Source organism: Pseudomonas sp. Marseille-Q5115, from assembly GCF_916618905.1.
GTDB classification, from domain to species: domain Bacteria; phylum Pseudomonadota; class Gammaproteobacteria; order Pseudomonadales; family Pseudomonadaceae; genus Aquipseudomonas; species Aquipseudomonas japonica_A.
Map to the genome: position 1 here is coordinate 2,931,902 of NZ_CAKAKI010000001.1, position 26,518 is coordinate 2,958,419.

At 63.5% G+C, this 26,518-nt stretch carries 22 protein-coding genes; 9 read left to right on the forward strand and 13 right to left on the reverse strand.

All coding sequences use genetic code 11. The features are described 5' to 3' along the window. Positions 1-27: 27 nt before the first annotated feature. Positions 28-423, reverse strand: a complete 396-nt coding sequence (locus LG385_RS13480) for a RidA family protein (protein ID WP_225774710.1) — start codon at positions 421-423, stop codon at positions 28-30. Positions 424-564: 141 nt separating this feature from the next. Here LG385_RS13480 and LG385_RS13485 point away from each other — a divergent pair, with 141 nt between their 5' ends. Continuing rightward, positions 565-1,461: a LysR family transcriptional regulator gene (locus tag LG385_RS13485; protein ID WP_225774711.1), complete on the forward strand. Its 897-nt coding sequence runs from the start codon at positions 565-567 to the stop codon at positions 1,459-1,461. A 37-nt stretch (positions 1,462-1,498) separates the two neighbouring features. Here LG385_RS13485 and LG385_RS13490 read toward each other — a convergent pair whose 3' ends face one another. The 3 genes from LG385_RS13490 to LG385_RS13500 are packed head-to-tail and all read right to left on the reverse strand — an operon-like array spanning position 1,499 to position 5,449. After that, on the reverse strand, positions 1,499-2,806 hold the full coding sequence (locus LG385_RS13490) for a c-type cytochrome (protein ID WP_225774712.1): 1,308 nt from the start codon (positions 2,804-2,806) through the stop codon (positions 1,499-1,501). 25 nt (positions 2,807-2,831) lie between these two features. Next, positions 2,832-4,982, reverse strand: coding sequence for a xanthine dehydrogenase family protein molybdopterin-binding subunit (locus tag LG385_RS13495; protein WP_225774713.1), 2,151 nt, complete (start codon positions 4,980-4,982; stop codon positions 2,832-2,834). Next, entirely contained in the window at positions 4,979-5,449 is a 471-nt protein-coding gene (locus LG385_RS13500) for a (2Fe-2S)-binding protein (protein WP_225774714.1), read from the reverse strand. The genes LG385_RS13495 and LG385_RS13500 overlap by 4 nt, the downstream gene beginning before the upstream one ends. 408 nt (positions 5,450-5,857) lie before the next feature. Between LG385_RS13500 and LG385_RS13505 the strand changes: the two genes are divergently transcribed. Beyond that, the gene (locus tag LG385_RS13505; protein ID WP_225774715.1) at positions 5,858-6,712 is read left to right on the forward strand and encodes an alpha/beta fold hydrolase; all 855 of its coding nucleotides are present in this window, start codon (positions 5,858-5,860) and stop codon (positions 6,710-6,712) included. 96 nt (positions 6,713-6,808) lie between these two features. On the opposite strand, the gene LG385_RS13510 is transcribed toward LG385_RS13505, so the two are convergent. Then, entirely contained in the window at positions 6,809-7,444 is a 636-nt protein-coding gene (locus LG385_RS13510; RefSeq protein ID WP_225774716.1) for a nucleoside/nucleotide kinase family protein, read from the reverse strand. 388 nt (positions 7,445-7,832) lie between these two features. Here LG385_RS13510 and LG385_RS13515 point away from each other — a divergent pair, with 388 nt between their 5' ends. From LG385_RS13515 to LG385_RS13535, 5 genes are all read left to right on the forward strand, one after another. After that, positions 7,833-9,059: an MFS transporter gene (locus tag LG385_RS13515; RefSeq protein WP_225774717.1), complete on the forward strand. Its 1,227-nt coding sequence runs from the start codon at positions 7,833-7,835 to the stop codon at positions 9,057-9,059. Between the two features lie 163 nt (positions 9,060-9,222). Next, a complete protein-coding gene (locus LG385_RS13520) occupies positions 9,223-9,993 on the forward strand; it encodes an alpha/beta fold hydrolase (protein WP_225774718.1) in 771 nt (256 codons plus the stop codon). A 90-nt stretch (positions 9,994-10,083) separates the two neighbouring features. Further along, positions 10,084-10,770: a type 1 glutamine amidotransferase domain-containing protein gene (locus tag LG385_RS13525; protein WP_225774719.1), complete on the forward strand. Its 687-nt coding sequence runs from the start codon at positions 10,084-10,086 to the stop codon at positions 10,768-10,770. Then, positions 10,767-12,221 carry an aldehyde dehydrogenase family protein gene (locus LG385_RS13530; RefSeq protein WP_225774720.1) on the forward strand — a complete coding sequence of 485 codons (1,455 nt, stop codon included), beginning with the start codon at positions 10,767-10,769 and terminating at the stop codon, positions 12,219-12,221. The genes LG385_RS13525 and LG385_RS13530 overlap by 4 nt, the downstream gene beginning before the upstream one ends. Positions 12,222-12,283: 62 nt before the next feature. Further along, positions 12,284-13,618 (forward strand): CynX/NimT family MFS transporter, encoded by a 1,335-nt coding sequence (locus tag LG385_RS13535; RefSeq protein WP_225774721.1) that lies wholly within the window; start codon positions 12,284-12,286, stop codon positions 13,616-13,618. Here the strand turns inward: LG385_RS13535 and LG385_RS13540 are convergent. Beyond that, positions 13,608-14,192, reverse strand: a complete 585-nt coding sequence (locus tag LG385_RS13540; protein WP_225774722.1) for a TetR/AcrR family transcriptional regulator — start codon at positions 14,190-14,192, stop codon at positions 13,608-13,610. The two genes, LG385_RS13535 and LG385_RS13540, sit on opposite strands and share 11 nt — an antisense overlap. Before the next feature lie 104 nt (positions 14,193-14,296). Between LG385_RS13540 and LG385_RS13545 the strand changes: the two genes are divergently transcribed. Continuing rightward, a complete protein-coding gene (locus LG385_RS13545) occupies positions 14,297-15,733 on the forward strand; it encodes an amidase (protein ID WP_225774723.1) in 1,437 nt (478 codons plus the stop codon). A gap of 9 nt (positions 15,734-15,742) precedes the next feature. Here the strand turns inward: LG385_RS13545 and LG385_RS13550 are convergent, their stop codons facing one another. Together LG385_RS13550 and LG385_RS25465 are read right to left on the reverse strand one after the other, a co-directional pair. Further along, positions 15,743-16,273, reverse strand: a complete 531-nt coding sequence (locus tag LG385_RS13550) for a cytochrome b (protein ID WP_225774724.1) — start codon at positions 16,271-16,273, stop codon at positions 15,743-15,745. An 11-nt stretch (positions 16,274-16,284) separates the two neighbouring features. Then, positions 16,285-18,303, reverse strand: coding sequence for a M10 family metallopeptidase C-terminal domain-containing protein (locus LG385_RS25465; RefSeq protein ID WP_263974698.1), 2,019 nt, complete (start codon positions 18,301-18,303; stop codon positions 16,285-16,287). A gap of 273 nt (positions 18,304-18,576) precedes the next feature. Between LG385_RS25465 and LG385_RS13565 the strand changes: the two genes are divergently transcribed. Continuing rightward, positions 18,577-18,996: an organic hydroperoxide resistance protein gene (locus tag LG385_RS13565; RefSeq protein ID WP_181116178.1), complete on the forward strand. Its 420-nt coding sequence runs from the start codon at positions 18,577-18,579 to the stop codon at positions 18,994-18,996. 24 nt (positions 18,997-19,020) lie between these two features. Here the strand turns inward: LG385_RS13565 and LG385_RS13570 are convergent, their stop codons facing one another. From LG385_RS13570 to LG385_RS13590, 5 genes are all read right to left on the reverse strand, one after another. After that, positions 19,021-19,923, reverse strand: coding sequence for a LysR family transcriptional regulator (locus LG385_RS13570; RefSeq protein ID WP_225774725.1), 903 nt, complete (start codon positions 19,921-19,923; stop codon positions 19,021-19,023). A gap of 53 nt (positions 19,924-19,976) precedes the next feature. Next, positions 19,977-21,191, reverse strand: a complete 1,215-nt coding sequence (locus tag LG385_RS13575; RefSeq protein WP_225774726.1) for an MFS transporter — start codon at positions 21,189-21,191, stop codon at positions 19,977-19,979. A 194-nt stretch (positions 21,192-21,385) separates the two neighbouring features. Next, complete coding sequence (locus tag LG385_RS13580) at positions 21,386-23,878, reverse strand: glycosyl hydrolase family 28-related protein (RefSeq protein ID WP_318781396.1); 2,493 nt, start codon at positions 23,876-23,878, stop codon at positions 21,386-21,388. A gap of 169 nt (positions 23,879-24,047) precedes the next feature. Continuing rightward, entirely contained in the window at positions 24,048-25,430 is a 1,383-nt protein-coding gene (locus LG385_RS13585; protein WP_225774727.1) for a uracil-xanthine permease family protein, read from the reverse strand. A gap of 99 nt (positions 25,431-25,529) precedes the next feature. Further along, the gene (locus LG385_RS13590; protein WP_225774728.1) at positions 25,530-26,432 is read right to left on the reverse strand and encodes a LysR family transcriptional regulator; all 903 of its coding nucleotides are present in this window, start codon (positions 26,430-26,432) and stop codon (positions 25,530-25,532) included. Between the last annotated feature and the right edge of the window lie 86 nt (positions 26,433-26,518).

Sequence of the window (26,518 nt, forward strand, 5' to 3'; positions counted from 1 at the left end):
GAAAGCCACAGCACATTACCCCAGGCTTCAACACGCAGGAAGTTTGGCCACCACCTTGATCTCGAAGTCGAAGCCGTACAACCAGGTCACTCCTACGCAGGTGATAGTCGGGAACGGCGCCTGCCCCCAGTATTCAGGTACAACTTGCCATATGGTTTCGAACCTTGATTCGGGGTTCACGATAAATACCGTCACGTCGACCACGTCATCGAACGTGCAGTCGGCGGCGGCGAGTACCGCGTTCAGGTTGGTGAAAGCCAGCCGCACCTGGTCGCGCAAGTCCGGTTCGGGGGAGCCATCTTCGCGGCTGCCAACCTGGCCAGAAACAAACAGCAAACCATTGCTGCGCACGGCCGGCGAGTAACGATTGCGCTCGTAAAGCGCTTGGCGGCCGGCGGGGAAAACAACATCGCGCTGGGTCATGGCATTAGCTCCATCAGGGGGTCGGCTGACCCGTTATCGACAATGGAGATACGGTAGAAGCTTGCTACCCCGGGATAAACGCGCAACCCTCATTAGCACTATTTGCGTATGCCAAACAATCCCCGTTCAAGCGAGGTGTCGATGGACCGTTTCGATGCAATGCAGGCCTTCGCTCGAGTGGTAGAGACGGGCAGTTTTACCAAGGCGGCCACTACCTTGCACATGAGCAAGACCACGGTGACGCAATTGGTGCAGCAACTTGAAGCGCGCCTGCGGGTAAAACTGCTGAACCGCACCACGCGCAAAGTGAATATCACCGCCGACGGCGCGGCTTATTACGAGCGCGTGGTGCGCCTGCTGGCCGATCTGGACGACGCCGAAACCGGGCTATCCAGTGCCGCCACCGCGCCGCGCGGGCGGCTGCGCGTGGACGTGCCCAGCCCGTTTGCCAGCCATGTGCTGGTGCCGGCGATGCCGGAATTCCACCGGCGCTATCCGGATATCCAGATCGACATGGGCGTGAGTGATCGCATGGTCGATATCATCGGCGAAAACGTCGATTGCGTAGTGCGCGGCGGCGAGCTTACTGATCAATCGCTGATGGCGCGCCGCTTGGGCAATCTACAGCTCGCGGTATATGCAGCGCCGAGTTATCTGCAACGGGTCGGCACGCCCAGCCACCCGAGCGACCTGGACGGCACCGATCATCGAGTGATCGGTTTTCTATGGGCGCGCACCGGCAAGGCCCTGACCTATACCCTGCGCCGCGGCGCAGAAAGCGTGAACGTGCAGGGCCAGCCGGTGCTGTCAGTGGATGACGGCAATGCCTATCTCGCCGCAGGCGTGGCCGGGCTGGGAGTGCTGTGGCTGCCGGATTACATGGCCAAGGCGCCCCTGGCTCGGGGAGAGCTGGTGCCGCTGTTCCAGAATTGGCGCCTGGATGCCATGCCGATGTATATCGCCTACCCACCCAACCGGCACATCAGCCTCAAGTTACGGGTTTTCATAGACTGGGTCGCCGAACTGTTGCCTGCGTGATCTGACCGGACCTTCCAATGAGGTAGCCACCGGGGCGCTATCGCTCGGCGCGCTGCTTGGCGACCTGCTCGGCAGTGGCCTGGCCCTGCTGCGCGCCGAACAGTGCGATGACATGATTGGCCAGTTGAGCGATTTCGGCGTCGGAGTATCGGTCAGCGAAGGCCGGCATCGCCTCCTGGCGGTCGCCTACGCGGAGCCTGCTGCCGTCGAGGATCGCCTGAACCACGCTGCGCGCCGAGGGGTCATTCACTGAGCGCGTGCCTAGCAGGTCGGCATAGTTCGATTGCCGCCCCTGGCCATCCCACAAATGGCAGCCAGCGCAGTCGCCAGCGAACAACCGCGCGGCGGGATCTGCATCACCTTCAACAGCCACCGGTAGCCCACTGCCCGGAATGATTTGGCGAGAGGGCTGCAGGTTGACCGCACTGCCCTCCTCCGAGGCCTGTGCGGGCACCGAAGCCAAGTAATGCGCCATTGCCGAAATATCCTCGGCGCTCAGGTACTGCAGGCTGTTCTCGATGACGGCCGCCATAGGCCCGGAGGCAGTGCTCCGGCCCGGCGCATGGCCACTGCTCAGGTATTGCTCAAGTTGTGCCAAGGACCAACTGCCCAGCCCGGCCTCACGATCGGCGCTGAGGTTGGGCGCTACCCAGCCCTCGATTTCGACACCCGCCAGGTATCGCCCGCGGCTCATCGCGAACCCCAGGTTACGCGGCGTGTGGCATTCACCGCAGTGGCCGAGCGCGTCGGTCAGGTAGGCGCCGCGGTTCCACTGGGCGCCTTGGCTGTCGACCGGCTGATAACGCTGGTCGCGGAAAAAAACCAGGTCCCAGAGGTGCAGGCCCCAGCGCTGATTGAACGGGAAGCCGATGGCGTTGGCGCGTCGTGGTTGGTCAACCGGCGGCAGGCTGAAGAGGTAAGCCTTGATCGCCAGCAGGTCGCGGTCGCTCACACCTGAGTAGGAGGTATACGGCATTGCCGGGTAGAGGTGGCCTTCCGGCCCGACCCCTTGCCGCACGGCACGAATGAAGGCCTCATCCGACCAGGCGCCGATCCCGGTGACAGGGTCTGGAGTAATGTTGGTCGAATAGAGCGTGCCGAAGGGCAGTGCGAACGCGCGGCCACCAGCGAACGGCCGACCGCCTTCGGCTGTGTGGCACGCCACGCAGTCGGCCGCCCGTGTCAGGTACTCACCGCGCTCAACGTCGGTGCGCAGCTGCGGCGGCGCGCCGTCCACCGCCGCCATGGCCAAGCTGGCCTGTGGCTGCGGCGTTCCAGCCAGCATCAGCACCGCCGCCACCGCCAAGATGCCGCCCGCTGCCAGCCATTTGAAGGTCGTTTTCATGTACACGCACCTGAGAGTCAACGGCTCATACCTTTGCGGACAGGCGTATGGGCAACGTATAGAAGCGCCTGCCGGTGGCGGCGTGTACGGCGTTTACAAAGGCCCCACCAACTCCCGCCGTACCGGCTTCACCCACGCCGCCCGGCGCCGCAGTGCTGGCAACGATGTCCACAAGGATCTGCGGCGCCTGATTCATCCTCAGCACCGGATAATCGTGAAAGTTGCTTTGCTGGACCTTGCCGTTCTTCAGCGTGATGTCGCCAAACAACGCCGCGCTCAATCCGAAATTGATACCGCCTTGCATCTGCGCCACAACGGTGTCCGGGTTTACCACCACACCACAGTCCACCACGCAGATCACACGCTGCACGTTGATGGTGCCGCCAGGTAAAACCGTGAGTTCAACCACCTGCGCCATGTAGGTATCCCAGGCATTGAGCAAGGCGATGCCACGGCCACTGCCCGCCGGCAAGGGCTTGCCCCAGCCGGCCAACTCGCCAACACGCCTGAGCACTTCATGAGCCCTGGCATTTTTACCCAGCATCGCCAGGCGGTAGGCCAGAGGGTCCTGGCCAAGGCGGGCGGCCAGCTCATCGATAAAGCTTTCCAGCACCACCAGGTTCCGGGTAGCCCCTACGCCGCGCCAGAAGCCGGTGACGACAGGGCCGTCCTCCTTGATGAATTCGGAGCGGTAGTGGGGAATATCATAGGAAAACTGCGTAGAGCCTTCGGCGGAGTTCCCGTCCAGGCCATCCTTGAGCGCTCCCGGCGCCCAACGTGCCAGGTTGGACGGCCCGGCGATCTTGTGAGACATCGCGACCGGAAAGCCGTCCGGGCCCAGGGAGGCTTGCACCGAGTGGGCATACAGCCCACGAAATATCCCTTGGCTGATGTCCTCCTCGCGGCTCCAGGTGATCTTCAGCGGCGCGTTTACCTGGCGACCGATCATCACGGCCTGCTCGACGTAGTCCGTCTCCAGCCGCCGACCGAAAGCACCGCCCAATAGATACCCCTGGAGGCTGACCTGTTCCACAGGCAGCCCAAGGATCCGCGCTGCGGCGTCCCGGGCCCGTGCCGGAACCTGGGTGCCCACCCAGATGCGCGCCCGCGCGGCTTCTATGTGCACGGTGCAATTGATCGGCTCCATGGGTGCATGGGCGAGCATGGGGTTGTAGTAGGCTGCTTCCACGCGCTGAGGGTCTGCGGCAATCACCTTCAGGGCGTCGCCGTCGTTACGCGCCAGCACCCCTGGCCGGTTCAGCGCGGCCTGCATGGTGCCCAGCAGGTTGGCCGTTGTCAGCCCGGCGTTTGGCCCGGGCGCCCAGGTGATGTCCAGCGCCGCCAATCCTTGGCCGGCATACCAGGTGTTGTCTGCCACTACCGCCACGGCGTTGGCGATCTTGATCACCGCGCGCACGCCTGGAAGCCGGAGCGCGCGCTGTTCGTCCACGGCGGCCACGGTGCCACCCAGTTCAGGGCAGGCGCGGACCATGGCGAAGAGCATCCCGGGCAGCACCGTGTCGATCCCGAACAACGCGCTGCCATCGACCTTGCCGGGGGTATCCAGGCGCTTTTGCGGCTGGCCGATCAGGCGAAACTCACTGGCGGGCTTGAGGGTGATCGCGGTCGGCAGCGGCAAACGCGCGGCAGCGTCGGCCAATTGGCCATAGCGCAATCGCCGCCCGCTGGCGGGATGGATGACCTCGCCCCGCCGGGCCTGGCATTCGCCGGCGGCAACACCCCAGCGCTGTGCAGCGGCGTCGATCAGGATCATGCGCGCGGCGGCGCCTATTTCCCGCATGGGCTGCCAGAGTGTCCTGATCGTCAGCGACCCTCCGGTGAACTGATCCATGCGCGGCCCTCCGTACAAGCGGGCATTAGGCGGCGCGTGGCGCAGTTGTACCTGGTCAAGGTCGACTTCAAGCTCTTCGGCGATCAGCATCGGAAGCGAAGTATAGGTGCCCTGGCCCATCTCGATCTTCGCCATGGTCAGCGTGATACGGCCAGTGTTATCGATGCTTACGAAGGCGCTGGGCTGGAACGGCGACGACTCCGCCGCTACCACGCTCGAAGGCATGAAGCCAAACCCCACCATCAGCCCGCCACCGAGCGCGACACCTGCCTTGAGCAGGCCGCGGCGGCTGAGGTTCACTTCGGGAAGGTTCACGATGCTCATGCCTGCTTCGACGCCTGCAGCCGGGCCGCGTGCTTGATGGCATCACGGATGCGAGGGTAGGTACCGCAGCGGCAAATGTTGCCGCTCATGGCATTGTCGATGTCTGCATCGGTGGGTTGGGCCGTGCTGGCCAGCAGCGTGGCGGCCGCGACGATCTGGCCTGGCTGGCAGTACCCGCACTGCACCACTTCGACGGCCAGCCAGGCGGCCTGCACCGCCTGGCCTGCCGCAGTGGCGCCAATGCCTTCGATGGTGACGATGTGCTTGCCTTCCAGCGAACCTACCGGCAGCACGCAGGCGCGCTTGGCGTGGCCGTCCACCTGCACCGTGCAGGCCCCGCAGAGTGCCATGCCACAGCCGAACTTGGTGCCCGTCAGCTGAGCCACGTCTCGCAGCACCCACAGCAGCGGTACATCGGGGGTGACGTCGAACTCACGTGTGCTTCCATTGATCATCAACTGGACCAACTGGCTCACTCCTGCAAAGGTCGGACTCTGGGCTGTTGCATACGCCACTGTACGTGCAGCCCTGTCGTCGCCCGTAGCGTGTTTGTGCTGAGGATGGAAGCCGATTGCTTTTATTCGAGCGCGGCAGGCTTCGGATTGGGGAGCGGCCGGCCGTCACCGGCGACAAGGTAGCCGCCGTCAGGAACGATTTTGCTCACCGCAGGCCATAGCACAGGGTGTCTATCAGGACCGTTGGGGCGCGCCCTACAGTACAAATGCCGTGGAACGTCATTCCATACGAGGCCGCAGATGGACGTGCTGTCACCACCGTTTTCTCGATGTTCACCATCGCCATCCTGATCTCTTTCTTCACGCGGCACCTGTCTTGATGCCCGTGGCCACATGTTCTGAAAAACAGCGAGGCGCACAATGAAAAAGTACACGGTATCGGCCAATGGCATCCGCCAGTTCGTCATCGAAGAAGGCGACGGCCCGCCAGTGGTATTGCTTCATGGTTTTCCGGAAACCAACTATGCGTGGCGCTACCAGATCCCGGCGCTGTCCAAACATTACCGAGTGATCGCCCCCGACCTTCGTGGCTACGGCGAAACCGACAAACCCGCAGGCGGGTATGACAAGCGCAACATGGCCAAGGACCTGCACGACCTGCTCGGCGAACTGGGCGTGTCTAAAATCGCGCTGGTGGGCCATGACCGGGGCGCCCGGGTCGCCACGCGCTTCGCCAAGGACTATCCGCAACTGGTAGACCGCCTGGTGGTGATGGACAACGTGCCCACCCGGATCGTCTCCCGAGACCTCAACGCCGAGGTGGCCAAGGCGTACTGGTTCTTCCTGTTCCACCTGGTCCCCGACCTGCCAGAGGCCCTGATTGCTGGCAAGGAAGAAGTATGGCTGCGCTATTTCTTCTCGGACTGGTGCTTCGATCCCACGACCATCTCCGGCGAAGCCTTCGACACTTATGTGCGGGCGTACAAGGCACCCGGCGCGGTACGTGGCGCCATGGCTGACTATCGCGCCAATGCGGTGGACGTCGCCCAGGACCAGGAAGACGCCGACGTGAAGATCGCCTGCCCGGTCATGGCGCTGTGGGGCGCGGACTTCCATGCCGTGGGCAAGCTGTTCGACATGGCCAAGGTATGGGCGGAAATGGCCGACAGTCTTGAGGCCCATCCCATCGCCAACAGCGGCCACCTTCCACAGGAAGAACAACCGGAAGTGGTCAACGGGCTGTTGCTGAAATTCCTCGAAGGCTGGCGCGGTTGATTCCTCAACGAAGGCAAAGGAGGCACCACCGAGGCTTTGACACCCCCACCCCAGCACCTCACTGTCGCCAGGGCTGGGCTTTATAGGCGTGTGGCATCAGTCCCAAGGCAGTACAAAGTCCGCCCGGTCCTTGTAGCGCTCTATTAAACAGGCGTTAGGTTCGTCCACTGTTTCAGCCCATGCCTGTGCCTGGGAACGGGTACGCCCGTAGCGCTGATGGCGCTCTACCAGGCGCGCCATCCGCGTTGCGCTGTCCACCTCAACATACCATCGGTCGTCGAAGAGCCCGGCGATCCGCGCCCAAGGGCCTTCAGGCAGCAATAGGTAGTTGCCTTCGGTGATCACCAATTGGACGTCGCGCCTTACCGGGATGGCGTTGGCGATGGGTTCTTCTATCCCCCGGGCAAAATGCGGCAGGTAGACGATGTCATCCTCACAGGCCCTGAGCCTCAGCAGGGCAGCCCGGTAGCCGTCCACGTCAAAGGTATCGGGGGCGCCTTTGCGCGCCTGTCGCCCGAGCCGCACCAGTTCCTGATTAGCCAGGTGATACCCATCCATGGGCGCTACCACTGCTCTTGGTCCCAACGCGGTTGCCAGCAAGTGGGCTACCGTGGACTTGCCAGAGCCAGGCGTGCCGGCGATGCCTAGCAGCGCACGCCTTCCGCTACGCATCAAGGCTTGTGCCCGTTCGAGGGCATGGGAGGGTAGCTGCAGGTTCAATAGCGCTGTCATAGGTTAGGTCCTTCTCTGTGCCGAATGGCTCGATGCGCTTTGATCCGCCAGCCGAGGGCGCCTGCATTCGCCGCTGTTCTACCGTTCCGAAACCATTGGTAGATTCCCGCGTTCTCCCCTGATACTCGGATTAGCCTGGTCACTAACGGTTCGGAAAACATGCTGATAAGCTTAGCCTGCAGGCCTGGCTGATGGCCTGCCTCGGCAGGCACGCTACCAAATCAGGCCAATACAGCCGCTCTAACCCGCGCTTCGCATCGACTGCGCTGATGATTACTATCGAGCGGCCCGCCTCTGGCCTTGCCTGAGTGCCCTCTATAATCCCCTACCCTTTCATCCCCCGCTTCCCCGCTCGCCCTCGGGCGACATTCTTTATCGGAACCGCACCATGCCAACCTCCAGTCAGGCCCCTCGCGGCCTACCCGAACATAACCAACAAAGCGTGAAACAGCAGTGGCTGGCGATTCTCTCGGTCGCCGTGGGCGCTTTCGCCTTGGTGACCAGCGAGTTTCTACCCGTAGGTGTACTCAACGATGTGGCCAGCGACCTGGGCATCAGCGCCGGCCACGCCGGCTTGATGGTTACCCTGCCTGGCATAGCCGCCGCCCTCGCGGCGCCCTTGCTGTCCGTGGGCATCGGCGCGATGGACCGGCGTTATCTGCTGATCGGCCTCACGCTGTTGATGGTCATCGCCAACTCGGTGGTCGCCTACGCCAGCGACTTCAGCCTGCTGCTGTTCGGTCGTGTACTGCTGGGTGTGAGCATCGGCGGCTTCTGGTCCACGGCCATTGCGCTCAGCGGCCGCCTGGCCCCCAAAGGCGTGGGTGTGGCCCAGGCCACCTCATTCATCATGGCCGGGGTGACCCTGGCGACCGTGCTGGGCGTGCCTGTGGGCACCTGGCTAAGCGGCCTGATGGGATGGCGCATGACCTTCCTGGTTACCGCGCTGGTCGGTGTGCCTGTGTTGCTGGCGCAAATCCTGCTGTTGCCGCGGCTCAACCCCGACAAGGCCATTCGCATCAGTGACCTGCCAGCCTTGTTCATCAATCCGCAAGCGCGGGTTGGGCTGATCGCCGTATTGCTGATTGGCCTGGCGCACTTCGCCGCGTACACCTATGTGGCGCCCTTCTTCAAACAAAGCGGTGGGTTCGATGGGCCGACTATCGGCTCGCTGTTGTTGCTTTATGGCATCGCCGGGGTTGCCGGTAACGTGTTCGCAGGCTTCGCCGCAAACCGCAGTGTGCGTTACACCTTGTTGCTGGTTGCGCTAATGATCGCCACCAGTACCGCCCTGTTCCCCTACTTCGCCACCGGCCTTACCGGCGCGGCCATGTTGATCGCGCTGTGGGGCTTTGCCTTCGGCGCCTTCCCGGCCTGCGCTAGTATCTGGATGTTCGTGGTAGCGCCCAAGGATGTGGAACGTGGGATGCCGCTGTTCGTGGCCCTGTTCCAGGTGATCATTGCTGTGGGTTCGTTCTTTGGCGGGCAGATTGTCGACCAGCTCGGTAGCTCAGTGCTGATGAGCCTGGCCACCGCCTTGGTGGGCTGCGGTTTTGTGTTGGTATTGGTCCTGGTGCGTAACGTCAGCAATAGCTTGGCGGCTCAGGCCCAGTAATGCTCAAAGCGGAGGGGCGAAGGCCTCCTCCGCCAGCGCTCACACGGTCTTCAGGCGCCGAGGTGGAGCAGCCCTCGAAAAAGATTTAAAAAATCTCTAGACGACCGGTCTAATCAGGACTAATGTAACCCCCACACCACCTCACAGCAGAAAGGAAACCGCGATGAAAACCCCGACCAGGCTGGCTGCCTTCATCTCTTCACTGGCCTTCATGGCCCACATGGGCGTCGCCTCCGCACAAGCAACATCGGCAAGCACACCCGCCAAAACCGTGGTGCTGGTACATGGGGCATTCGCCGACGGCTCGTCCTGGAACAAAGTCATCCCTTTGCTGCAGCAAGCCGGGCTGAAGGTGATCGCGGTGCAGAACCCGCTGGACTCGCTGGCAGGCGATGTGGCCTACACCAACCGCGCTATCGCAGACGCCGAGGGCCCCGTGGTGCTGGTTGGCCATTCCTGGGGCGGCGCTGTGATCACCGATGCCGGTGCGAACGAGAAGGTTCACTCCCTTGTGTATGTCGCCGCCTTCGCACCCGCTGACGGCCAATCTGCGCTGGACACTACCAAAGGCTACCCGCACAGCCCCGGGCAGGCTTCGTTCGTGAAGGACCAGGCCGGCTACGTGAAAGTCAGTGATGAAGGCGTGGCCAAATTCTTCGCTCCCGACCTTTCGCCCTCGGAACAAGCCCTTGTCGCTGCGGGCCAGGGCGCGCTGAACAGCCATGCGCTGGGCGAACCAGTGCAACATGTGGCCTGGCACAACGTGCCCTCCTACGCCGTGATCGCCACCAAGGACGCGATCATTTCCCCGCAACAGCAAGCCGACCAAGCCAAACGCATGAACGCCGTGTCCGTGGACGTGCCCTCCAGCCACGTCGCGATGCTGTCGTATCCCCAGCAAGTCGCGGACCTGATCATCAAGGCCGCCAAGTGACTTTTTATTTAGCCGATCTCTAGACGACCGGTCTATTCAAACCCTGAAACACTTGTTCTACTACAAACCACTCACTACAGGAAACGCAAAATGAAAATCCTCATGGTTCTGACCTCGCATGACACCCTCGGCAACACCGGTCGCAAAACCGGGTTCTGGCTCGAAGAGCTGGCAGCGCCCTACTACGCGTTCCTCGACGCCAAGGCGGACCTTGTCCTGGCGTCGCCCAAGGGCGGCCAACCGCCGCTCGATCCGAAGAGCAACGAGCCATCCTTCCAGACAGACCTCACCCGCCGCTTTGAAGCCGATGCCACCGCCACCGCCTTGCTCGCCAGCACCGTGCGCCTGGACAGCGTCTCGGTAGCCGACTTCGACGCCGTGTTCTATCCCGGTGGCCACGGCCCGCTGTGGGACCTGGCTGAAGACCCTACTTCCATCCAGCTGATCGAGGCGTTCCAGGCGGCCGGCAAACCTACGGCCCTGGTGTGCCATGCCCCTGGTGTGCTCCGCCATGTGAAAAACCCCGATGGCACGCCGCTGGTGCAGGGCAAAAAAGTCACCGGCTTCACCAACACCGAGGAAGAGGCGGTAGGCCTCACCAACGTGGTGCCCTTCCTGGTAGAGGACGTGCTCAAGGCCAACGGCGGCGTGTACTCCAAGGGTGCGGACTGGGCTTCTTATGTGGTCAGTGACGGCCTGCTGATCACTGGCCAGAACCCAAGCTCGTCCAGCGAAGCGGCGAACGTGCTGATCAACCAACTGGGAGCAAGCAAATGACTAACGTATCCCGCAGCGCAGTATTCACAAGCCTGTTCGACGGCCCGTACTACCTCAGCATCGCCGGCAAGCTGGTCCAGGCCGAGGATTCGTTCGACGTCATGAACCCCGCCACCGGCCAGGTGCTGGCCAGGGCCCCCGCCGGCACGCCACAGCAACTCGACGACGCGGTAGCCGCTGCCAAAACAGCCTTCAAGTCCTGGTCGGCGCTGAGCTATGACGAGCGCGAAGCCTATCTGGTGGCCTACGCCGATGCGCTGGAAGCACATCGGGACGAGCTCGCCGTGCTGCTCACGCTGGAGCAAGGCAAGCCTTTGAAAACCATGGCCGAGCCTGAGGTTGACCAGTCGATTTCCTGGATTCGCCAGATCGCGGCGCGGCGTATTCCGGTAGAGATCGTTGAAGAGAACGACAGCCATATCGTGGAGTTGCACCACACCCCATTGGGCGTGGTCGGCGCGATCACACCGTGGAATTTCCCCGTGCTGCTGGCGCTGTGGAAAGTGGCGCCGGCGTTGCTGACCGGCAATACCATGGTCATCAAGCCCTCGCCGTTCACCCCGCTGACCACCTTGCGTTTCGGCCAGATCGCTCAATCGGTGCTGCCTGCCGGCGTGCTGTCCGTGGTGTCTGGCGGCAATGAGCTCGGCCCGCAAATGACCGCACACCCGGACATCGCGAAAATCAGCTTCACCGGCTCTACCGAAACCGGCAAGCACGTGATTCGTTCGGCGGCGGGCACGGTCAAGCGCCTTACCCTGGAAATGGGCGGCAATGACGCCGCCATCGTTCTGCCCGACGCCGACTGGAAGGCCGCCATCCCCCAGCTGTTCTGGGGCGCGGTTGGTAACTCCGGCCAATGGTGTGTCGGCATCAAGCGGCTGTATATCCATCGCTCGTACCACCAGGAATTTGTCGCCGCATTCGTGGACTATGCCCGGCAGCAGAAAATGGGCGATGGCCTCGACCCGCAGGTCACTGTAGGCCCGGTGCAGAACAAGATGCAGTTCGACAAGGTCCGCGAGTTCCTGGACGACATCAAGGCCAACGGCCAAAAGATCGTGCTGGGCGGCGAAATCGACGAAAGCCGGGCGGGTTACTTCATCCCTGTCACTGTGGTGGACAACCCGCCGGAACAATCCCGGATTGTGCAGGAAGAGCAGTTCGGCCCGATTGTTCCGATCATCGTGTATGACCATGTAGATGATGTGGTGGAGCGTGCCAACAACAGCCCGTACGGGCTTGGCGGCTCGGTGTGGGGCCGCGATACCAGGGCGGCGGTGGCGGTCGCCAATCGGTTGGAAACCGGCATGGTGTGGGTAAACGAAATACATACCCAAGGCGTGGACGTTCCTTTCGGCGGCCATAAGCAATCCGGCGTGGGAACCGAGGGCGGGCACGAAGGGCGCCTGTTGTTCACCAACCCCAAAACCGTGCTGATCAAGAAGTGAGCCTGTGCACGGCCCCTGTCGCAGGGGCCGTTCGCTACCTTGCCCTGCCTGGAGACCGAATCATGCTGGCCACCGCCCAACTACCGCTCGCCGAGCCGGTGCCTGTTACAGCAAAAGAAGCCGCCCCGCACTTGACCCTCTGCGCACCGGCGCGCCTGCCAGCGGAAGCGCCCTCGCTGCTCGTTGCCATCCTCTGTATCACGCTTGTCGCCGTCACATTGCGCCCCGCGATCGTCTCGATCGGGCCGCTGTTGCCGTCGATGATCCAGGCGTTCGGCCTTTCCCATACTCAAGCCTCCCTGCTCACCGCCATCCCTACGCTGTTGATGGGGGTGATGGCCCTGCCGGCGCCTTGGCTGGCGCGGCGCTTCGGGCGCGATCGGGTGATCCTGGCCGCCCTGGCGGTGCTGCTTGCCGCCACAGCCTTGCGCGCCTTTGCCGGCACAATCGCCACACTCTTTCTGACAACCGTGGGTATTGGCGCGGGCATCGCGGTTGTCGGCGCGCTGCTGGCCGGCTTCGTCAAAGCCAGTTACCCGCGACAGGCCGCTGTGCTCATGAGCATTTACGCCACCGACCTGGCGTTGGGAAGCACGGTAGCCGCCGCCATCACCGGCCCGGTCGCGGTGGCCACCGGGGGCTGGAAGCTCGGTGCCAGCCTGTGGGCGTTACCGGCCATCGGTGCGATCGCCGCCTGGTGTTTCGTGGAGCGCCGCGGGCTTTCGCCAAGGCAAGATGGCCAGCAGCACCCGCGCTATTCAATGCCGCTGCGCAACCCCACCGCCTGGCTGATCGCGTTGTTCTTCGCCAGCAACAACATCGTGTTTTATGCCTACATCTCCTGGGTGGCGCCGATGTATGTGGAATACGGCAGAACACCGAACATGGCCGGGCTGATATTGGCCAGCTTTACCCTGGCGTTCATGATCGCCAACCCCGCTTTCGGCCTGCTCAGCCGAAAGGAAGACCGGCGCGTCGCCTTGGCGATCAGCTCGGGCATCTCTCTGGTTGGTACCCTGGCTATCGCGATCGCCCCCAATGCCATGCCGTTTCTGGCAATACCCATGGTGGCGTTTGGTGCTGGCGGCGCGTTCACCCTGGGGATGACGCTGCCGCTGGACAACGCCAAAAATGCCGAAGAAGCCAACGCCTGGAACGCCTTCATCCTGCTGATCAGCTACGTGGTTGCCGCGGCTGGCCCGTTGTTGATGGGGTACCTGCGGGACGTGACGGGAGGCTTCGAAGTGTCTCAATGGCTGATGGCAGGCGTAAGTGCGCTGATGTTGGTGGTGACGCCGTTTCTCAAGCCTCACCACCTCAAGGTGCGCCGGGGCGTGCTGAACGGCAAACTGCACACCGCGCAACCTGGCGCGCCCGCTTTGACCATCAACGGCTGATTCGCGCCCGCACCATGTCCAGCAGGTGCTCCCCTACGTCGGCTATCCCCTTGTTCTGCGCCACCACTTGCGCCCCTTCCAGCAAGAACGTGAGCTCCCGGGCCACAGCCTCAGGCCCGGGCAGTTTCGCTTGCTCACACAGCCCCACCAACCGCTCGAACTGGCGCTGCTTGTGGGCTTTGATCAGCAGGGGTGCGGGATGCTGCGGGTCTGCGAGCTCGGCGAGGCTATTGGTGAAGGGGCAACCCCGGTAACCCGCCGCAGCAATGTCACCCGCAATGAATTGCGCAAACCCTAGCAATTGCTGAGCGGGCTGCTCGGGCCATTGCGCGGCAAGATCGTCCAGTACCGCGCTGTAATGCTCGGTGAGCAATCGCAGCCACTCCATGACCAGCACATCCTTGGTCTGAAAATGCCGGTAAAGGGTCATCTTGGTCGAGCCGGCCTCGGCGGCAATGGCGTCCACGGTCACCCGGGTGATCCCTTGCTCCATGAACAGGGCATGCGCGGCATCCACGATACGTTCCCGGGGCGGCAATTGCGCGACGCGGGCGGGGCGGGTGATTTGATTCATGAGGGTTGGCTCGGTGATCTTTGTGCTTGACACAGATACTACCCAGTATCGCATGATACTAACAAGTATCACTCGATACCGATCAGTATCACACCGGAGCACTTATGAACCCGCACGAATACGCCGAACACGATGCCGTAGGTTTGGCACAGCTGATCACCGATCGGCAGGTCACCGCGGAGGAAGTCCGACACGCTGCGCTGGCCGCCATTGGCGCCATCAACCCTTCCATCAACGCCGTGATTGAAACCTGGGATGACGAAGCCGTGTCGGCATCCGGTGCGTTCCAAGGTGTCCCCCTGCTGGTGAAGGATCTGGGGTTGACCGTACGCAACCGGCCAAACGAATTGGGGAGCCGGCTGGCACACGGCTGTGTCGCCGCTGAGGATTCGGAGCTGATGGCGCGCTTTCGCCGGGCGGGCTTGGTGCCATTGGGGCGAACCACTACCCCGGAGCTGGCGGCGAGCACCACCACTGAAAACCGCCTGGATGGCCCCACGCGCAACCCCTGGGACGTGAACCGCAGCGCTGGCGGCTCCAGCGGCGGGTCGGCCGCGGCTGTGGCGGCGGGGCTGGTGCCGATTGCCCATGCCACCGACGGCGGCGGGTCGATACGTGTGCCCGCAGCCGCCTGCGGGTTGTTTGGCCTCAAGCCCAGCCGGGGGCGCCTGCCCATGGGGCCTACGGTAGACGAGGTATGGGCGGGGCTGGCCGTGCATGGCGTGCTCAGCCGTTCGGTACGGGACACCGCCGCCTTGCTCGATTGCCTTCACGGGCCGGCCATGGGGGACCCGTTCCATATCGCCCCGCCAGCCCGGGCCTACGCATCACTGCTCGACAACGCGCCCAGGCCGCTGCGGATCGCTGTGCAGGATCGGCCCCTGAGCGGCCAGGCGATCGCGCCCGAGGTGGGCGCTGCGCTGGAACAGGTGTGCCAGGCGCTCGAAGCCTTGGGCCACCGCGTCACGCCGGTGGCCGCCAACATCGGCGTGAGCTGGGAGGCGTTCGTGGAGCTCAATGCCCGCTTCTGGTCCAGCAACACCGCCGCGTGGATCGACGCGATCGCCGGGGCGACTGCTCGCCCCACCGATCACAGCACCCTAGAGCCCGCTACGCTGGCCCTCTACCAACTGGGCCGAGAGTTGACCGCCGTCGAACTGTTGGACGCCATGCACGAGCGCAACCTGGTTACCCGGCGCATGGGCCAGTTGTTCAGTGACTACGACGTACTCCTTACGCCCACGCTGCCAGACGTTGCGCCACCGCTGGGCCAATACAACAGCGGCCAGGAAAAGCTCGACGGGCGTGGCTGGATGCACCGTGTCTTCAATCACTCACCGTTCACTGCGGTATTCAACGTGAGCGGTTGCCCGGCCATGTCGATGCCGTTGGCAGAGAGTGCCTCGACGGGGCTGCCTATCGGGCTGCAGTTCGGCGCGGGATACGGGCGCGAGGACCTGCTGCTGACGCTCGCGGGGCAACTGGAGCGCGCCTTGCCCTGGCAAACCCGACGGCCTGCGGTGTGGGCCGGGCACCCCTGATCAGCCGGTTCACGGACGGCGCTGAGGTGGCAGCATGCGCTCGAGCATACCGTCGCGGCGTACCGCCACATGCCAGACAGTGGCAAGCACGTGCAGCGCGATCAATCCATACACTGCGAACTGGCACCACACGTGAATCGTGTCGGCGACCAGCCCCAGCCCATCGTTGCGGGCAAAGCCGGGCAGCGTGATCGCGCCGAAAAAAGGCACGCCCTGGCCGTTGCCTGCCATGAGGTAGCCGGTGACTGGCATCACTAGCAGCACCGTGTACAACAGGGCGTGATTGAGCCAGGCGATCCGTGACATTACCCGGCCGATGCCAGACGGCATGGCCGGGGGACGGTGCCGCCAGCGCCAGGTCAGCCGCAGCACTACCATCAAAAATACGCTGATGCCCATGGACTCATGGGCCATGTACCAGAACACCCGCACCGGCCCCGGCGGAAAATTCTCCGCAACCCATACAAACGGCAGCAACAGGCAAAGCGTTGCAGCAGTGAGCCAGTGCAGCGCCTGGGCCACGCCGGTGTAGCGCTCCATCGGTTGCAGAGCTAAGCCGCCACCGGCGCCGCTGCGCCGATCAGCTGGATCGCTTCGTCTTCAACGAGCCCGGCGAAGGTGATATTCAAGCCCCCGTACCTCGAATGATCGCCGAGCACGGCCACTTCGAACCGTGCCCCATTGGCATCTGCATCGTAGCTCTTCAAATAGGTCAGGGTTTTGGCCTCGTTGGTAACCACTGCCAGCGTACCGTTGTGGCCATCGCCCAGGCGGGTGAAGCCGAGTGCGGAGACGTCGATCGCGTCGTCGTAGGCCGCATAGTCGACGATCCGGTCGGCATGGCTCCGCGCTGCCGTGCGATAGCTGTCGGTCAGCGCCGCAAAGTGAAACACATCCTTGCCGCTGCCGCCTTCAAGCCAATCGCGGCCAGCCCCACCGGCCAGCACGTCATCCCCAAAGCCGCCCAGCAGTCTGTCCGCACCGCCAAGGCCTTGGATGATCTCGGCCCGCGCGGTACCTGTGAGGTGGTCCGCTGCGTCGGTGCCTTCGCGCAACGCCTTGCTGAAGAGGATATTGCGCTCGGTCAGCGCGCCGTTCAGGTCCCCATTCAGCACTACCTCGAAGCGCTGCCCATCGGCATCGGCATCCAGGCTTTTCAAATAGGAACGGGTGCCCGCCTCGTTTACCTGCAGGGTCAAGGTACCGCCCCGGCCGTTGCCCAGGCCACTGAACCCGAGCGCGGACAAGTCGAGCACATCCACCGTAGGGTCAAAGTCGGTAATACGGTCGCTGTTGGCAGTAGTTGCGGTCCGGAAGCTATCAGTGATTTCCTGGAAGCGGAACACATCAGCGTCCAGCCCTCCGCTGAGCACGTCCCGCCCTTGCTGGCCATCGAGCAGGTCGCGGCTGCCACCGCCGGACAACACATCATCGAAAGACGCTGTGCCGATCAGCACGTCGGCGCTGGTACTCCCCACCAAGTGTTGGTAACCGTCATTCGGGTTGCCAAAGGTCGTGTCCAGGCTGCCGTCGGTGTTCAATTGCACCAACGCCAGTACGCTGCCGTCGGCCGTGGTGTTCAGGTTGCCGGCGAGCAGTACCTTGCCGTTCGCCAGCAGGGTCATGTCCGCGATAGAAAACCCGTCCCCCGCGAACGGCAAGGCCACGCTGCCGTCGGAGCCGAATCGGCTATCCACAATGCCATCGGCATTTACCCGGGTAAGTACCGCCACGCCATCCTCACTGCCGGCCACCAGGATCTTGCCGTCAGCCTGTAACACCATGGCCTCCGCGCGATAGGCCAGGACCAGTGTTGCGTCGCCGCCGAAGGTGGTGTCGGCGGTGCCGTCGGGATTTACCCGGGTGAGCGTCGCGCTCCAAGTGGAATCGGTGAAGTCGAAGGCTGAGGCCCAGACCAGGATTTTACCGTCGGTTTGCAACGCCACATCAATGGGGCTGAGGCTGCGGATGCCCAACGAGGCGGGCAAGCTCAGCACGCCTGCCTCCCCGAAAGACGCGTCCAGCACACCGTTTGGCGCGAACCGGGCGATGTACACCTCGCCGGAGGAATACGTAGCCCCGGCGAAGAAACTGCCATCGCTTTGCACGCTGAAAGACGCTTGGTTCCCGAGCGAGTCTTCCCAGTTGAACGGCACCGAGGCGGTGCCCGCCTCCCCAAAGCTTGAATCCAGCCTGCCGTCGGCAAGAATGCGGCTTACGGCGGCAACGTATTCATCGCCCTGGCGAACGTAGTGGGCCTGGAGGTACTTGCCGCCCGGCTGCACCGCGCCGTTACCGCCGGACTCCAGGTCCAGCTCTACCGGCAAGAGGGTTTTACCGTCCTCGCTGAAACGGGTGTCCACCCCACCTTTGGCCGTGAACTTGACGAGGCAGCCGGTGAACGCCGAGTCCTCTTCCCCGCCCAGGCCCAGCCGGCTATACCCGGCTAGCCAGATCGCCCCGTTGGGGTCCAGCGCAAGGCCGGCGGCACTGTCCGCCCCTGCCACACCTACCAGAACCGTGCCGGTGGTCGTCGAGGCTTTGTTGTTCGATGCTGCTGTATGGCGCATGTCGTATTCCTCCTGAGGCGACCGCCTGGTTGTAGTCGTTCGGTGGCTTCGCCGTCAGCTCAGCGTAGATCCTCGCAACCTCGCCATAGCCGATTTACGAATCAAAGGTGGTGCCTTCTATCAGTCGGCCGCAACCAATGGAGGCACACTCGAAAATAATGCTTGCGCACTAAATAATTGAGAGCTAGATTAAAGCCATCTGGTTAGCGCGCAAAACTTTAGCGCTACCAGCGCTTACTATTTTCCCTACGACTATCAGCAAGGAGAGGCACCATGAACGTTCTCTATACCGCAGTTGCAACCGCTACCGGTGGCCGCGATGGCCGTGCTGTTTCCAGCGACAAAGTCCTCGACGTGAAACTGGCCACGCCCAAGGCGCTAGGCGGTGCTGGCGGCGAAGCCACTAACCCCGAGCAGCTGTTCGCCGCCGGTTACTCCGCCTGCTTCATTGGCGCGCTGAAATTCGTTGCCGGCCAACGCAAGCGCAGCATTCCGGCCGACGCGTCGATCACCGCAAAAGTGGGCATTGGCCAGATCCCCGCCGGCTTCGGGTTGGACATCGACCTGGAAATCAACCTGCCAGGCCTGGACAAGGCAGAGGCGCAGGAGCTGGTAGAAGCGGCTCACCAGGTGTGCCCTTACTCCAACGCCACCCGCGGCAACGTTGACGTTCGCCTGCATGTAAGCGTGTGATCCGGCGCTGCCGCCGGCTAGCGGCTAGGCAGCGGCCAGCAAGCCCCTGATGAACTGAGCAAACGCCTTGATGCGCGCCGACTCACGGTTGATCGGCAGGTACACCAGGGTGATAGAAGCATCGACAGAGGCCGGATTGATCTCGTATTGCGCAAGCAAGCGGGTCAACCGGCCTTGTTGTACGTCCTCGGCTACCAGCCAATCCGCCAGCAACGCCACCCCCTGCCCCGCTATCGCCGCTTGCCGTAGCACGTCGGCGTTATTGCTATGGATGCGCCCCTGCACCACCACCGGTATCGCCTCGCCCTCCACTTCAAAATCCCAGCCTCTGAGCGGGCCGCCGTAATCAAACTGGAGGCAGCAGTGGTTGGTAAGGTCGCCGGGCTCCGACAGGGCGGGGTGCTGCTCCAGGTACACGGGGCTTGCCACGAGCCAGCGCTGGAAATGGCCGATCGGGGTGCAGACCACGTCGTCGCTATTGACGGTAGAGCCCAGGCGCACGCTCAAATCGATGCGGTCCTTGAACAGGTCCACGCGGTCATCGGTGAGGTTGAGGCTTACGTCCAGCGCCGGGTGGTCCGCCAGAAAGCGCCCAAGGTGCGGAGCGATCACGCGGCGCCCGAACTCCACGGGCACGCTGATCCTGAGTTTCCCCCTGGCTTCGCTGCCCCGGTCCGTCACTACACTGTCGGCAGCGGCGAGGGCATCGAGAATGGCCACGGCTTTTTCGAAGTAAGCCTGGCCCAGGTCCGTTGGCTTGTTCTGCCGTGTGCTGCGGGTAAGCAGCGTGGTCCCCAGTTCCGATTCCAACGCTGCCACCTGGCGGGTAACGGACGACGTGGCCACGCCCAGCTTGCGTGCGGCTGCGGAGTAACCGCCGCAGCGCACGGTTTCGACGAACATGCTCAAGGCGAGAAACTTATCCATTTGTTTGCCCCGGTGGCTGAGGGCCCCGAGGCTGTAGTGGATGCTATCGAGTGTCAAGGCCTGTTGGTTTTCTTCAGCAGGAAAATCAGCAGCGCCAGGCCTGGCATCGCCGCCGCGCACAGCACAGTCGTGACCCAACCGAAGTGCTCGTAGATCGGGCTGGCCAGCAGCGAGCCCAGTGCACCGCCCACGAACACGCTGGTCATGAACACCGCGTTGAGGCGTGCCCGGCTGTTGGCGTCCAGGGCGTAGACCTCGCGCTGGCCAAGCACCAGGTTGAGCTGCACTGCAAAGTCCAGCGCGATCGCCGCAGCCACCAGCCCCAGGTAACCCAGGCCCGGAACGCCACCGATCAGCAACGCCGCCGGTGCCAGCACGAGTGCGAACAGCGTACTGATGCGACCGTGCCCGGCGTCGGCAAGCCGCCCGGCAATAGGCGCAGCGATTGCACCCACCGCCCCTACCAGCGCGAACAACGCCACACCGTTCTGGCTGAAGCCGTAATGGCGGATCAGCTCGATGGGAACGATGGTCCAGAAGAAGCTGAAGCTGGCAAAGAGCAACGCCTGGTAGAGCGAGCGCTCACGCAGCACCGCATAGCGCCGGGCCAGGCTGAACACCGAGCCGATCAGCCGCACATAAGTGGTGTGATGGTTCGGCAGCCGTTTCGGCAGCAGCGCGGCAACCAACGCCGCGATCACCACCATCAACACGGCGGCGCTGTAGAACACCCCTCTCCAGCCCAGGTACTCGGACAGCAGGCTGGAGATCGGGCGTGCCAGCAGGATACCGAGCAGCAGGCCGCTCATGATGTTGCCCACCATCCTGCCCCGGCTGCTTTCCGGCGCCATGTGCGCCGCCAGCGGCACCAGTATCTGCACGGCCACGGAGGTGAGGCCGATCATCAACGAAGCGACCAGAAACACCGAAGGGGACGTCGCACTCGCCGCGGCGACCAGAAACAGGCTGACCGCCAAGGTGAAGCCAATCACCAGCCGCTTGTTCTCCATCAGGTCGGCCAGCGGCACCAGGAACAGCAGGCCGGCGGCGTAGCCAAGCTGCGTCAGCGAAACGATCAGGCTGGCATGCTCGGGAGAAAGCCCGATGCTGGGCGCGATCAGCTCGACAATCGGCTGCGCGTAATAAAGGTTCGCCACCACCGCGCCGCAGCAGAAGGCCAGGAATACAACCAGCGCCGTGGACAGGGTGGCTGGGGCATCGGTATGCACCGACGGTGAAGCAAGTGTGTGAGGGCTGCTCGCGGGCATCACCATCTCTCCGGCTTGAGTGAATATTGAGTCACAAGCCTAGGGATGCAGGGTGAATGTGGGAATACGAACCTGGCGCAACGCACCTGAGCGTGATGCGCAATGGTGGGTCACAGGGCAGCCTATTCCTTGGCTGCGCCGGATGGCCGGCGTAAGCCAGGGAATGGACCGCCACGTACTTGCCGCCGCAGGCCCTACACCGCGGCGAACATCACATTCTCGTCATTCAATAGCCCGCCCTGATCGCCAAGCAGCTTGAGCTCGAACCGCGCGCCCTGGTTGTCGGGGTCCAGGCCTTGCAGGTAGGTGGTATCAATGTCGGCGCGGTAGGTCACTTTTAGCGTGTCGCTGTGCCCGTCGCCCAGCCCGGTGAAGCCCAGCGCTCGCAGGTCCAGCATGTCCTTGCTGGCGGTGAAATCCTGCACCGTGTCGGCGCTGGACGCACTGGTGGTGCGCTGGCTGTCGGCGATGCTGGTGAAGCGGAACACGTCCTCGCCCGAGCCACCCGACAGCTGATCGGCGCCTTTGCCTCCGGTGAGTACGTCATCCCCAACGCCGCCTGCCAGGCGGTCGTTACCCGCGCCGCCACTGAGCCTGTCATTGCCGGAGCCGCCGTTCAAGGTGTTGTCCGCGGTGCTGCCGGTCAACGTACGGTCCTGCGTGGGATAGCTGCTGGTGGTCCCCTCCCCGGCCGGTTTGGCGAAGATCACGCTGGTGGCGGCGGCGAGCACGTCCAGCACGTAGTGGTCGATCTCTATCTCGAAGGCATTGCCGTTCGCATCGGTTTCCAGGGACCTGAGCAAGGTGGAGCGGCGCCCGATGTCCTGCTCCAGGAGCAAGGTGTTGTCGTAGCCATTGCCCAACCCGGTGAAGCCCAGCGCGCTCACATCGATGCTGTCATTACCCTGAAGGTCGAAGTCGACAATCAGGTCACGATTGGCGATGCTGCCGTCGGCACCGCGCAGGCTATCGCTCAAGGCCCGGTAAACGAAGGTGTCACTGCCATCACCGCCGGTAAGGCGGTCGCCGCCCTGATCGCCGAACAGCCGGTCTTCGCCGGCCTTGCCGTCCAAGGTGTCGGCCCCTTTTGCGCCGAACAAGGACTCGCCCGCCGCAGTGCCCTTGAGCGAATCAGCGCTGTCGGTGCCTTGCTCGAACTGAACGAAGGGGAAGTCATTCATGCGTGACTTGTCGCCGCGCATCTGGAACTCGAAGCGCCGCCCGTCTTCGTCGGCGTCGTAGTTTTTGAAGTAGGTCACGTTCCTGGCGCTGTCGTACAGCGCGGCCAGAGTGCCGTCATGGCCATCCCCCATGCCGCGGATACCCAGCGCGGTGAGGTCCAGGCGATCCTCGAAGCCGGTGAAGTCGACGATCAGGTCCGAGTGGGCCGACGTGGCCGTGCGATAGCTGTCACTCAGGTTGTCGAAGCGGAACACATCAGCCTCCCAGCCACCGGTGAGGCGATCCCGCCCGGCGCCGCCCACCAGCACATCCATGTTGTCGCGGCCACCCAAATGGTCGTCGCCGTCGCCACCAAACAGCCGGTCCCGGGCACCCGTACCGGCCAGCGCATCCTTGCCGTCTCCGCCATAGGTATCGACGAAGGCCTGGTTGCGCGCGAATACGCTATGGGGCCCATTAGGCGAGATGGGCCTTGCGATCAGGCTGATCACGTTATCCGTAACGGTATTGGTAGCGTAGCTGCGGATGTCTTCGGAAATACCGATCGAGCTGCCGGGTGAATTGAGCCCGCTTATCTGGTTCCACTGCACCAGGTTGTCGTGGCTGCGTGCGGCGGCAATGTAATCCCCACCCCCCAGCTGAATTTCGCTGCCGCTGCTACCTATATTGTTGGCCAGCAAGCGGTTGTGCGTGATCTCCCCATCGTGCGTGTTCAAGGCGTAGATCCCTTGAGCCAGGTTGAGGGTCACGTCCAGACCATTGCCCCGATACCCGCCGATGTTTTCCAGGCGCACCCCTACCTGGCTATTCCACTGGGCCAAGCCGCCGTTCAATTCCAGGGCGCTGTCTTCGCTGTCGCCCAAGCCACCCGCCCCAAGGGAGAAGCCGTCGAGGGCGTTGTAGGTGGCATCGCTGTCCTGCACGCGAATCTCACCCGCCAGCGTATAGCCATTGCCCAGGTTGAGAGTGGCGAGGTTGTCCTCGAACAGGCTGTTCACCAGGCCGTCGGCGATAAAGCCGTCGCTGCCGTTGTTCAACGCGCTCGAGGCCCGCACCTCGACCTGGCTGCCCAGGCTGCGCAGGTCGAAGCCATAGCCGCTGGCTTCGCGCACCTCCACGCTGTCGATCAGCACGTGGCTGCTGTCGCCGTTCACGTATCCGTCCACGCGGCCGGTGGTAGAGGCATTGTTGCCGTCCAGCGTCAGGCGCGTGATGCCAATCCCGTCTCCGGCGCCACGCACAAGACCGGCCGCGCCGTCTTCGCCGTCCATCAGTTTGAGCTGGGTGGTCGCTGCACTGGTTCCGGCCAGGGTCACGCCCGCCTTGAGCAGCAGGCAGCCTTCCTGGGCCGCGGCCGAGGACGAAACCCGGTACGTGCCAGGCCCCAGCAGCACTGTGCCGCCGTCCACTGCTGCGGCGTCGATAGCCGCCTGTAGGGCCTGGGTGTCGTCGGTGAAGCCGTCGCCCTTGGCGCCGTAGTCTTTCGCGTTGAATACCGTTGCCATGGTGTCTCTCCCGGGCCACCGCGCGCGGCATGAAAGGAGGTGACACCGCAGCGAGCGAGGTGCTTATACGGTAGAAGACCGCCGCCCTCGCGCCGCCTGTTCGGACAGATGGCCATGGCGTACCTCTTCGCCGGTTTTCACCGGTTCCCACAAAAGCCTTCCGCTCGCGTTACTCGTGGGCAGCGGCCTGCTGCGGCAGAAACCAGTTCAGCACCAGCGCGCAGATACCACCGGTGGCAACGCCCGATTCCAGCACATTGCGCAGCGCTGCTGGCATGTGGGCGAGGAATTCGGGCACCTGTGCCACGCCCAGGCCCAACGCGAGAGATACAGCGATGATCAACAGCGCGCGACGGTCCAGGTCGATGCCTGCCAGGATATTGATGCCTGAAGCCGCGACGGCGCCGAACATCACCATGGCGGCACCACCAAGCACAGGCTCCGGCACGGCCTGGATTACCCCGGCCACGGTGGGGAACAGGCCCAGCACCACCAGCATCAAGGCGATCCACCCGCCAATGCTGCGGCTGGCGATGCCGGTGAGCTGAATCACGCCATTGTTCTGGGCGAAGATCGAGCTGGGGAAGGTATTGAACACACCGGCCAGCAGCGAGTTGACGCCGTTCACCAGCACGCCGCCCTTGATACGCTGCATCCATACTGGCCCTTCCACAGGCTGGCGGGACACCTTGCTGGTGGCGGTCACATCGCCGATGGCCTCGAGCGAAGTGACCAGGTAGATCACCAGCATCGGGATGAACAGGCCCCAGGAAAAGCTCAGGCCGAAGTGCAGCGGCGTAGGCACCTGAAACAGTGCGGCCTGGTGCATGCCGGTGAAGTCCAGGCGGCCCAGATAGCCGGCCAGGCCGTAGCCCACCAGCAATGCGATAACGATCGCCGCGCTGCGCATCCATACCAGCGGGATGCGGTTGAGCACTACGATCACGGCCAATACCACGCCCGACAGCAGCAGGTTTTCGCCATTGGCGAAGGTGCCGTTGGCCATGGCGCCGAAGCCGCCGCCCATGCTGATCAGGCCGACCTTGATCAGGGTAAGGCCGATCATCAGCACCACGATGCCGGTCACCAGCGGGGTGATCAGCTTCTTGATGAAGGGCAGGATGCGTGAGATGCCGATTTCCACGAACGAGCCTGCGATCACTACGCCGAAGATGGCTGCCATCACCCCTTCCACCGGAGTGCCCTGCTTCACCATCAACGCACCGCCGGCAATCAGCGGCCCCACGAAATTGAAGCTGGTGCCCTGCACGATCAACAGGCCTGCACCGAGCGGGCCGAAGCGGCGGCATTGCACGTAGGTAGCGATACCGGACACGATCAAGCTCAGCGAAACAATCAGGTTGGTGTCCCGCGGCGAAACGCCCAGCGCCTGGCAGATCAGCAAGCCAGGGGTAACGATCGGCACGATGATCGCCAGCAGGTGCTGCAGCGCGGCAAAAAAAGCCGCCAGCGGCCGTGGCCGGTCATCAAGGCCATAGATCAGCTCACCACTTTGGGTGGCCGGCTTGTTAGGGGTGTTGGCAGGTTGCATGGGAAGGCCTGGGCAGTAAAAGGCGCGGATTCTACAGAGGGCCGGGGAAAATTCTCAAACGGCAAATGCCAGAGCGGGCCGGCAGCGGGATGCCGGCGGTCAAGGGTCGCCCATCCGGTGGTGCTCCAGTAGAAAGTCCACGAACACCCTTACCCGCGCGGGCATTGCGGGCCCGCCCACGAATACGGCATGGATCGGCTCCCGGTCACCCGGGTTGAACCCCTCCAGCAGCGGCACCAGGCGCCCGTGTTTCAAATCTTCGGCCACGGTGAAGGTACCGATGCGCGCAATACCGGCGCCCAGCAAGGCCAGTTGCGCCAGCGCTTCACCGCTGCTGCATTCGATGCTGCCAGCGACCTTGAGCGAGAAGGCCAGCCCCTCCCGCACGAATGGCCAATCCGTGGTCGCCCGACGAAAGTTGAACCGCAGGCAATTGTGCCGGCCAAGGTCTTCGGGCTGTTGCGGTTTACCGTGGCGCTCAAGGTAATCCGGCGAGGCCACCACCACCTGGCCGGTATCGCCAATGTAGCGGGCGGTGAGCGGGCTGTCCGGCAGGTGGCCGAACCGCAGGGCCACGTCGGCTTGCCCGGCAAGGATATCGACCACCTCGTCGCCCAGCGCGAGGTCCACGCGCACTTCCGGATAGCGCTGCGTGAAGGCGGCCACCAGCGGTACAACGGCAAGCCGGCCATGACCCAGCGCGGCGCTGACCCGCAGCCGCCCCTTGGGTACGCCCTGAGCGGCAATGGCCTCTTCCACTTCCGCCATGTCTGCCAGGATGCGCCGCGCACCGCGTAAATAAGCCTCCCCTTCTGCGGTAAGCGTAAGGGCACGGGTTGTGCGCAGCAGCAGCCGGGTGCCGATTCGCTGCTCAGTGCGCGCGATGATGCGGCTGACCGCCGAAGGCGTCAGCCCCAGCGCACGCCCGGCGGCCGACAGGCTACCCGCCTGAACCACCCAGGCGAACACTTCCATTTCCCCGGACCGGCCATTGAAATCCATCTGTGCCTCCAGCGCAAAAGTGCTTCCCTTTTTGACGGCCTACCGCGCCATTTACCCGGATCGTACCATCTGGCGCATAGATAAGG

What these genes read in the sequence shown, in the direction of transcription:
- LG385_RS13480 (WP_225774710.1), bottom strand. Translation starts at nt 423, where the DNA reads ATGACCCAGCGCGATGTTGTTTTCCCCGCCGGCCGCCAAGCGCTTTAC.
- LG385_RS13485 (WP_225774711.1), top strand. Translation starts at nt 565, where the DNA reads ATGGACCGTTTCGATGCAATGCAGGCCTTCGCTCGAGTGGTAGAGACG.
- LG385_RS13490 (WP_225774712.1), bottom strand. Translation starts at nt 2,806, where the DNA reads ATGAAAACGACCTTCAAATGGCTGGCAGCGGGCGGCATCTTGGCGGTG.
- LG385_RS13495 (WP_225774713.1), bottom strand. Translation starts at nt 4,982, where the DNA reads ATGAGCATCGTGAACCTTCCCGAAGTGAACCTCAGCCGCCGCGGCCTG.
- LG385_RS13505 (WP_225774715.1), top strand. Translation starts at nt 5,858, where the DNA reads ATGAAAAAGTACACGGTATCGGCCAATGGCATCCGCCAGTTCGTCATC.
- LG385_RS13510 (WP_225774716.1), bottom strand. Translation starts at nt 7,444, where the DNA reads ATGACAGCGCTATTGAACCTGCAGCTACCCTCCCATGCCCTCGAACGG.
- LG385_RS13515 (WP_225774717.1), top strand. Translation starts at nt 7,833, where the DNA reads ATGCCAACCTCCAGTCAGGCCCCTCGCGGCCTACCCGAACATAACCAA.
- LG385_RS13520 (WP_225774718.1), top strand. Translation starts at nt 9,223, where the DNA reads ATGAAAACCCCGACCAGGCTGGCTGCCTTCATCTCTTCACTGGCCTTC.
- LG385_RS13525 (WP_225774719.1), top strand. Translation starts at nt 10,084, where the DNA reads ATGAAAATCCTCATGGTTCTGACCTCGCATGACACCCTCGGCAACACC.
- LG385_RS13530 (WP_225774720.1), top strand. Translation starts at nt 10,767, where the DNA reads ATGACTAACGTATCCCGCAGCGCAGTATTCACAAGCCTGTTCGACGGC.
- LG385_RS13535 (WP_225774721.1), top strand. Translation starts at nt 12,284, where the DNA reads ATGCTGGCCACCGCCCAACTACCGCTCGCCGAGCCGGTGCCTGTTACA.
- LG385_RS13540 (WP_225774722.1), bottom strand. Translation starts at nt 14,192, where the DNA reads ATGAATCAAATCACCCGCCCCGCCCGCGTCGCGCAATTGCCGCCCCGG.
- LG385_RS13545 (WP_225774723.1), top strand. Translation starts at nt 14,297, where the DNA reads ATGAACCCGCACGAATACGCCGAACACGATGCCGTAGGTTTGGCACAG.
- LG385_RS13550 (WP_225774724.1), bottom strand. Translation starts at nt 16,273, where the DNA reads ATGGAGCGCTACACCGGCGTGGCCCAGGCGCTGCACTGGCTCACTGCT.
- LG385_RS25465 (WP_263974698.1), bottom strand. Translation starts at nt 18,303, where the DNA reads ATGCGCCATACAGCAGCATCGAACAACAAAGCCTCGACGACCACCGGC.
- LG385_RS13565 (WP_181116178.1), top strand. Translation starts at nt 18,577, where the DNA reads ATGAACGTTCTCTATACCGCAGTTGCAACCGCTACCGGTGGCCGCGAT.
- LG385_RS13570 (WP_225774725.1), bottom strand. Translation starts at nt 19,923, where the DNA reads ATGGATAAGTTTCTCGCCTTGAGCATGTTCGTCGAAACCGTGCGCTGC.
- LG385_RS13575 (WP_225774726.1), bottom strand. Translation starts at nt 21,191, where the DNA reads ATGCCCGCGAGCAGCCCTCACACACTTGCTTCACCGTCGGTGCATACC.
- LG385_RS13580 (WP_318781396.1), bottom strand. Translation starts at nt 23,878, where the DNA reads ATGGCAACGGTATTCAACGCGAAAGACTACGGCGCCAAGGGCGACGGC.
- LG385_RS13585 (WP_225774727.1), bottom strand. Translation starts at nt 25,430, where the DNA reads ATGCAACCTGCCAACACCCCTAACAAGCCGGCCACCCAAAGTGGTGAG.
- LG385_RS13590 (WP_225774728.1), bottom strand. Translation starts at nt 26,432, where the DNA reads ATGGATTTCAATGGCCGGTCCGGGGAAATGGAAGTGTTCGCCTGGGTG.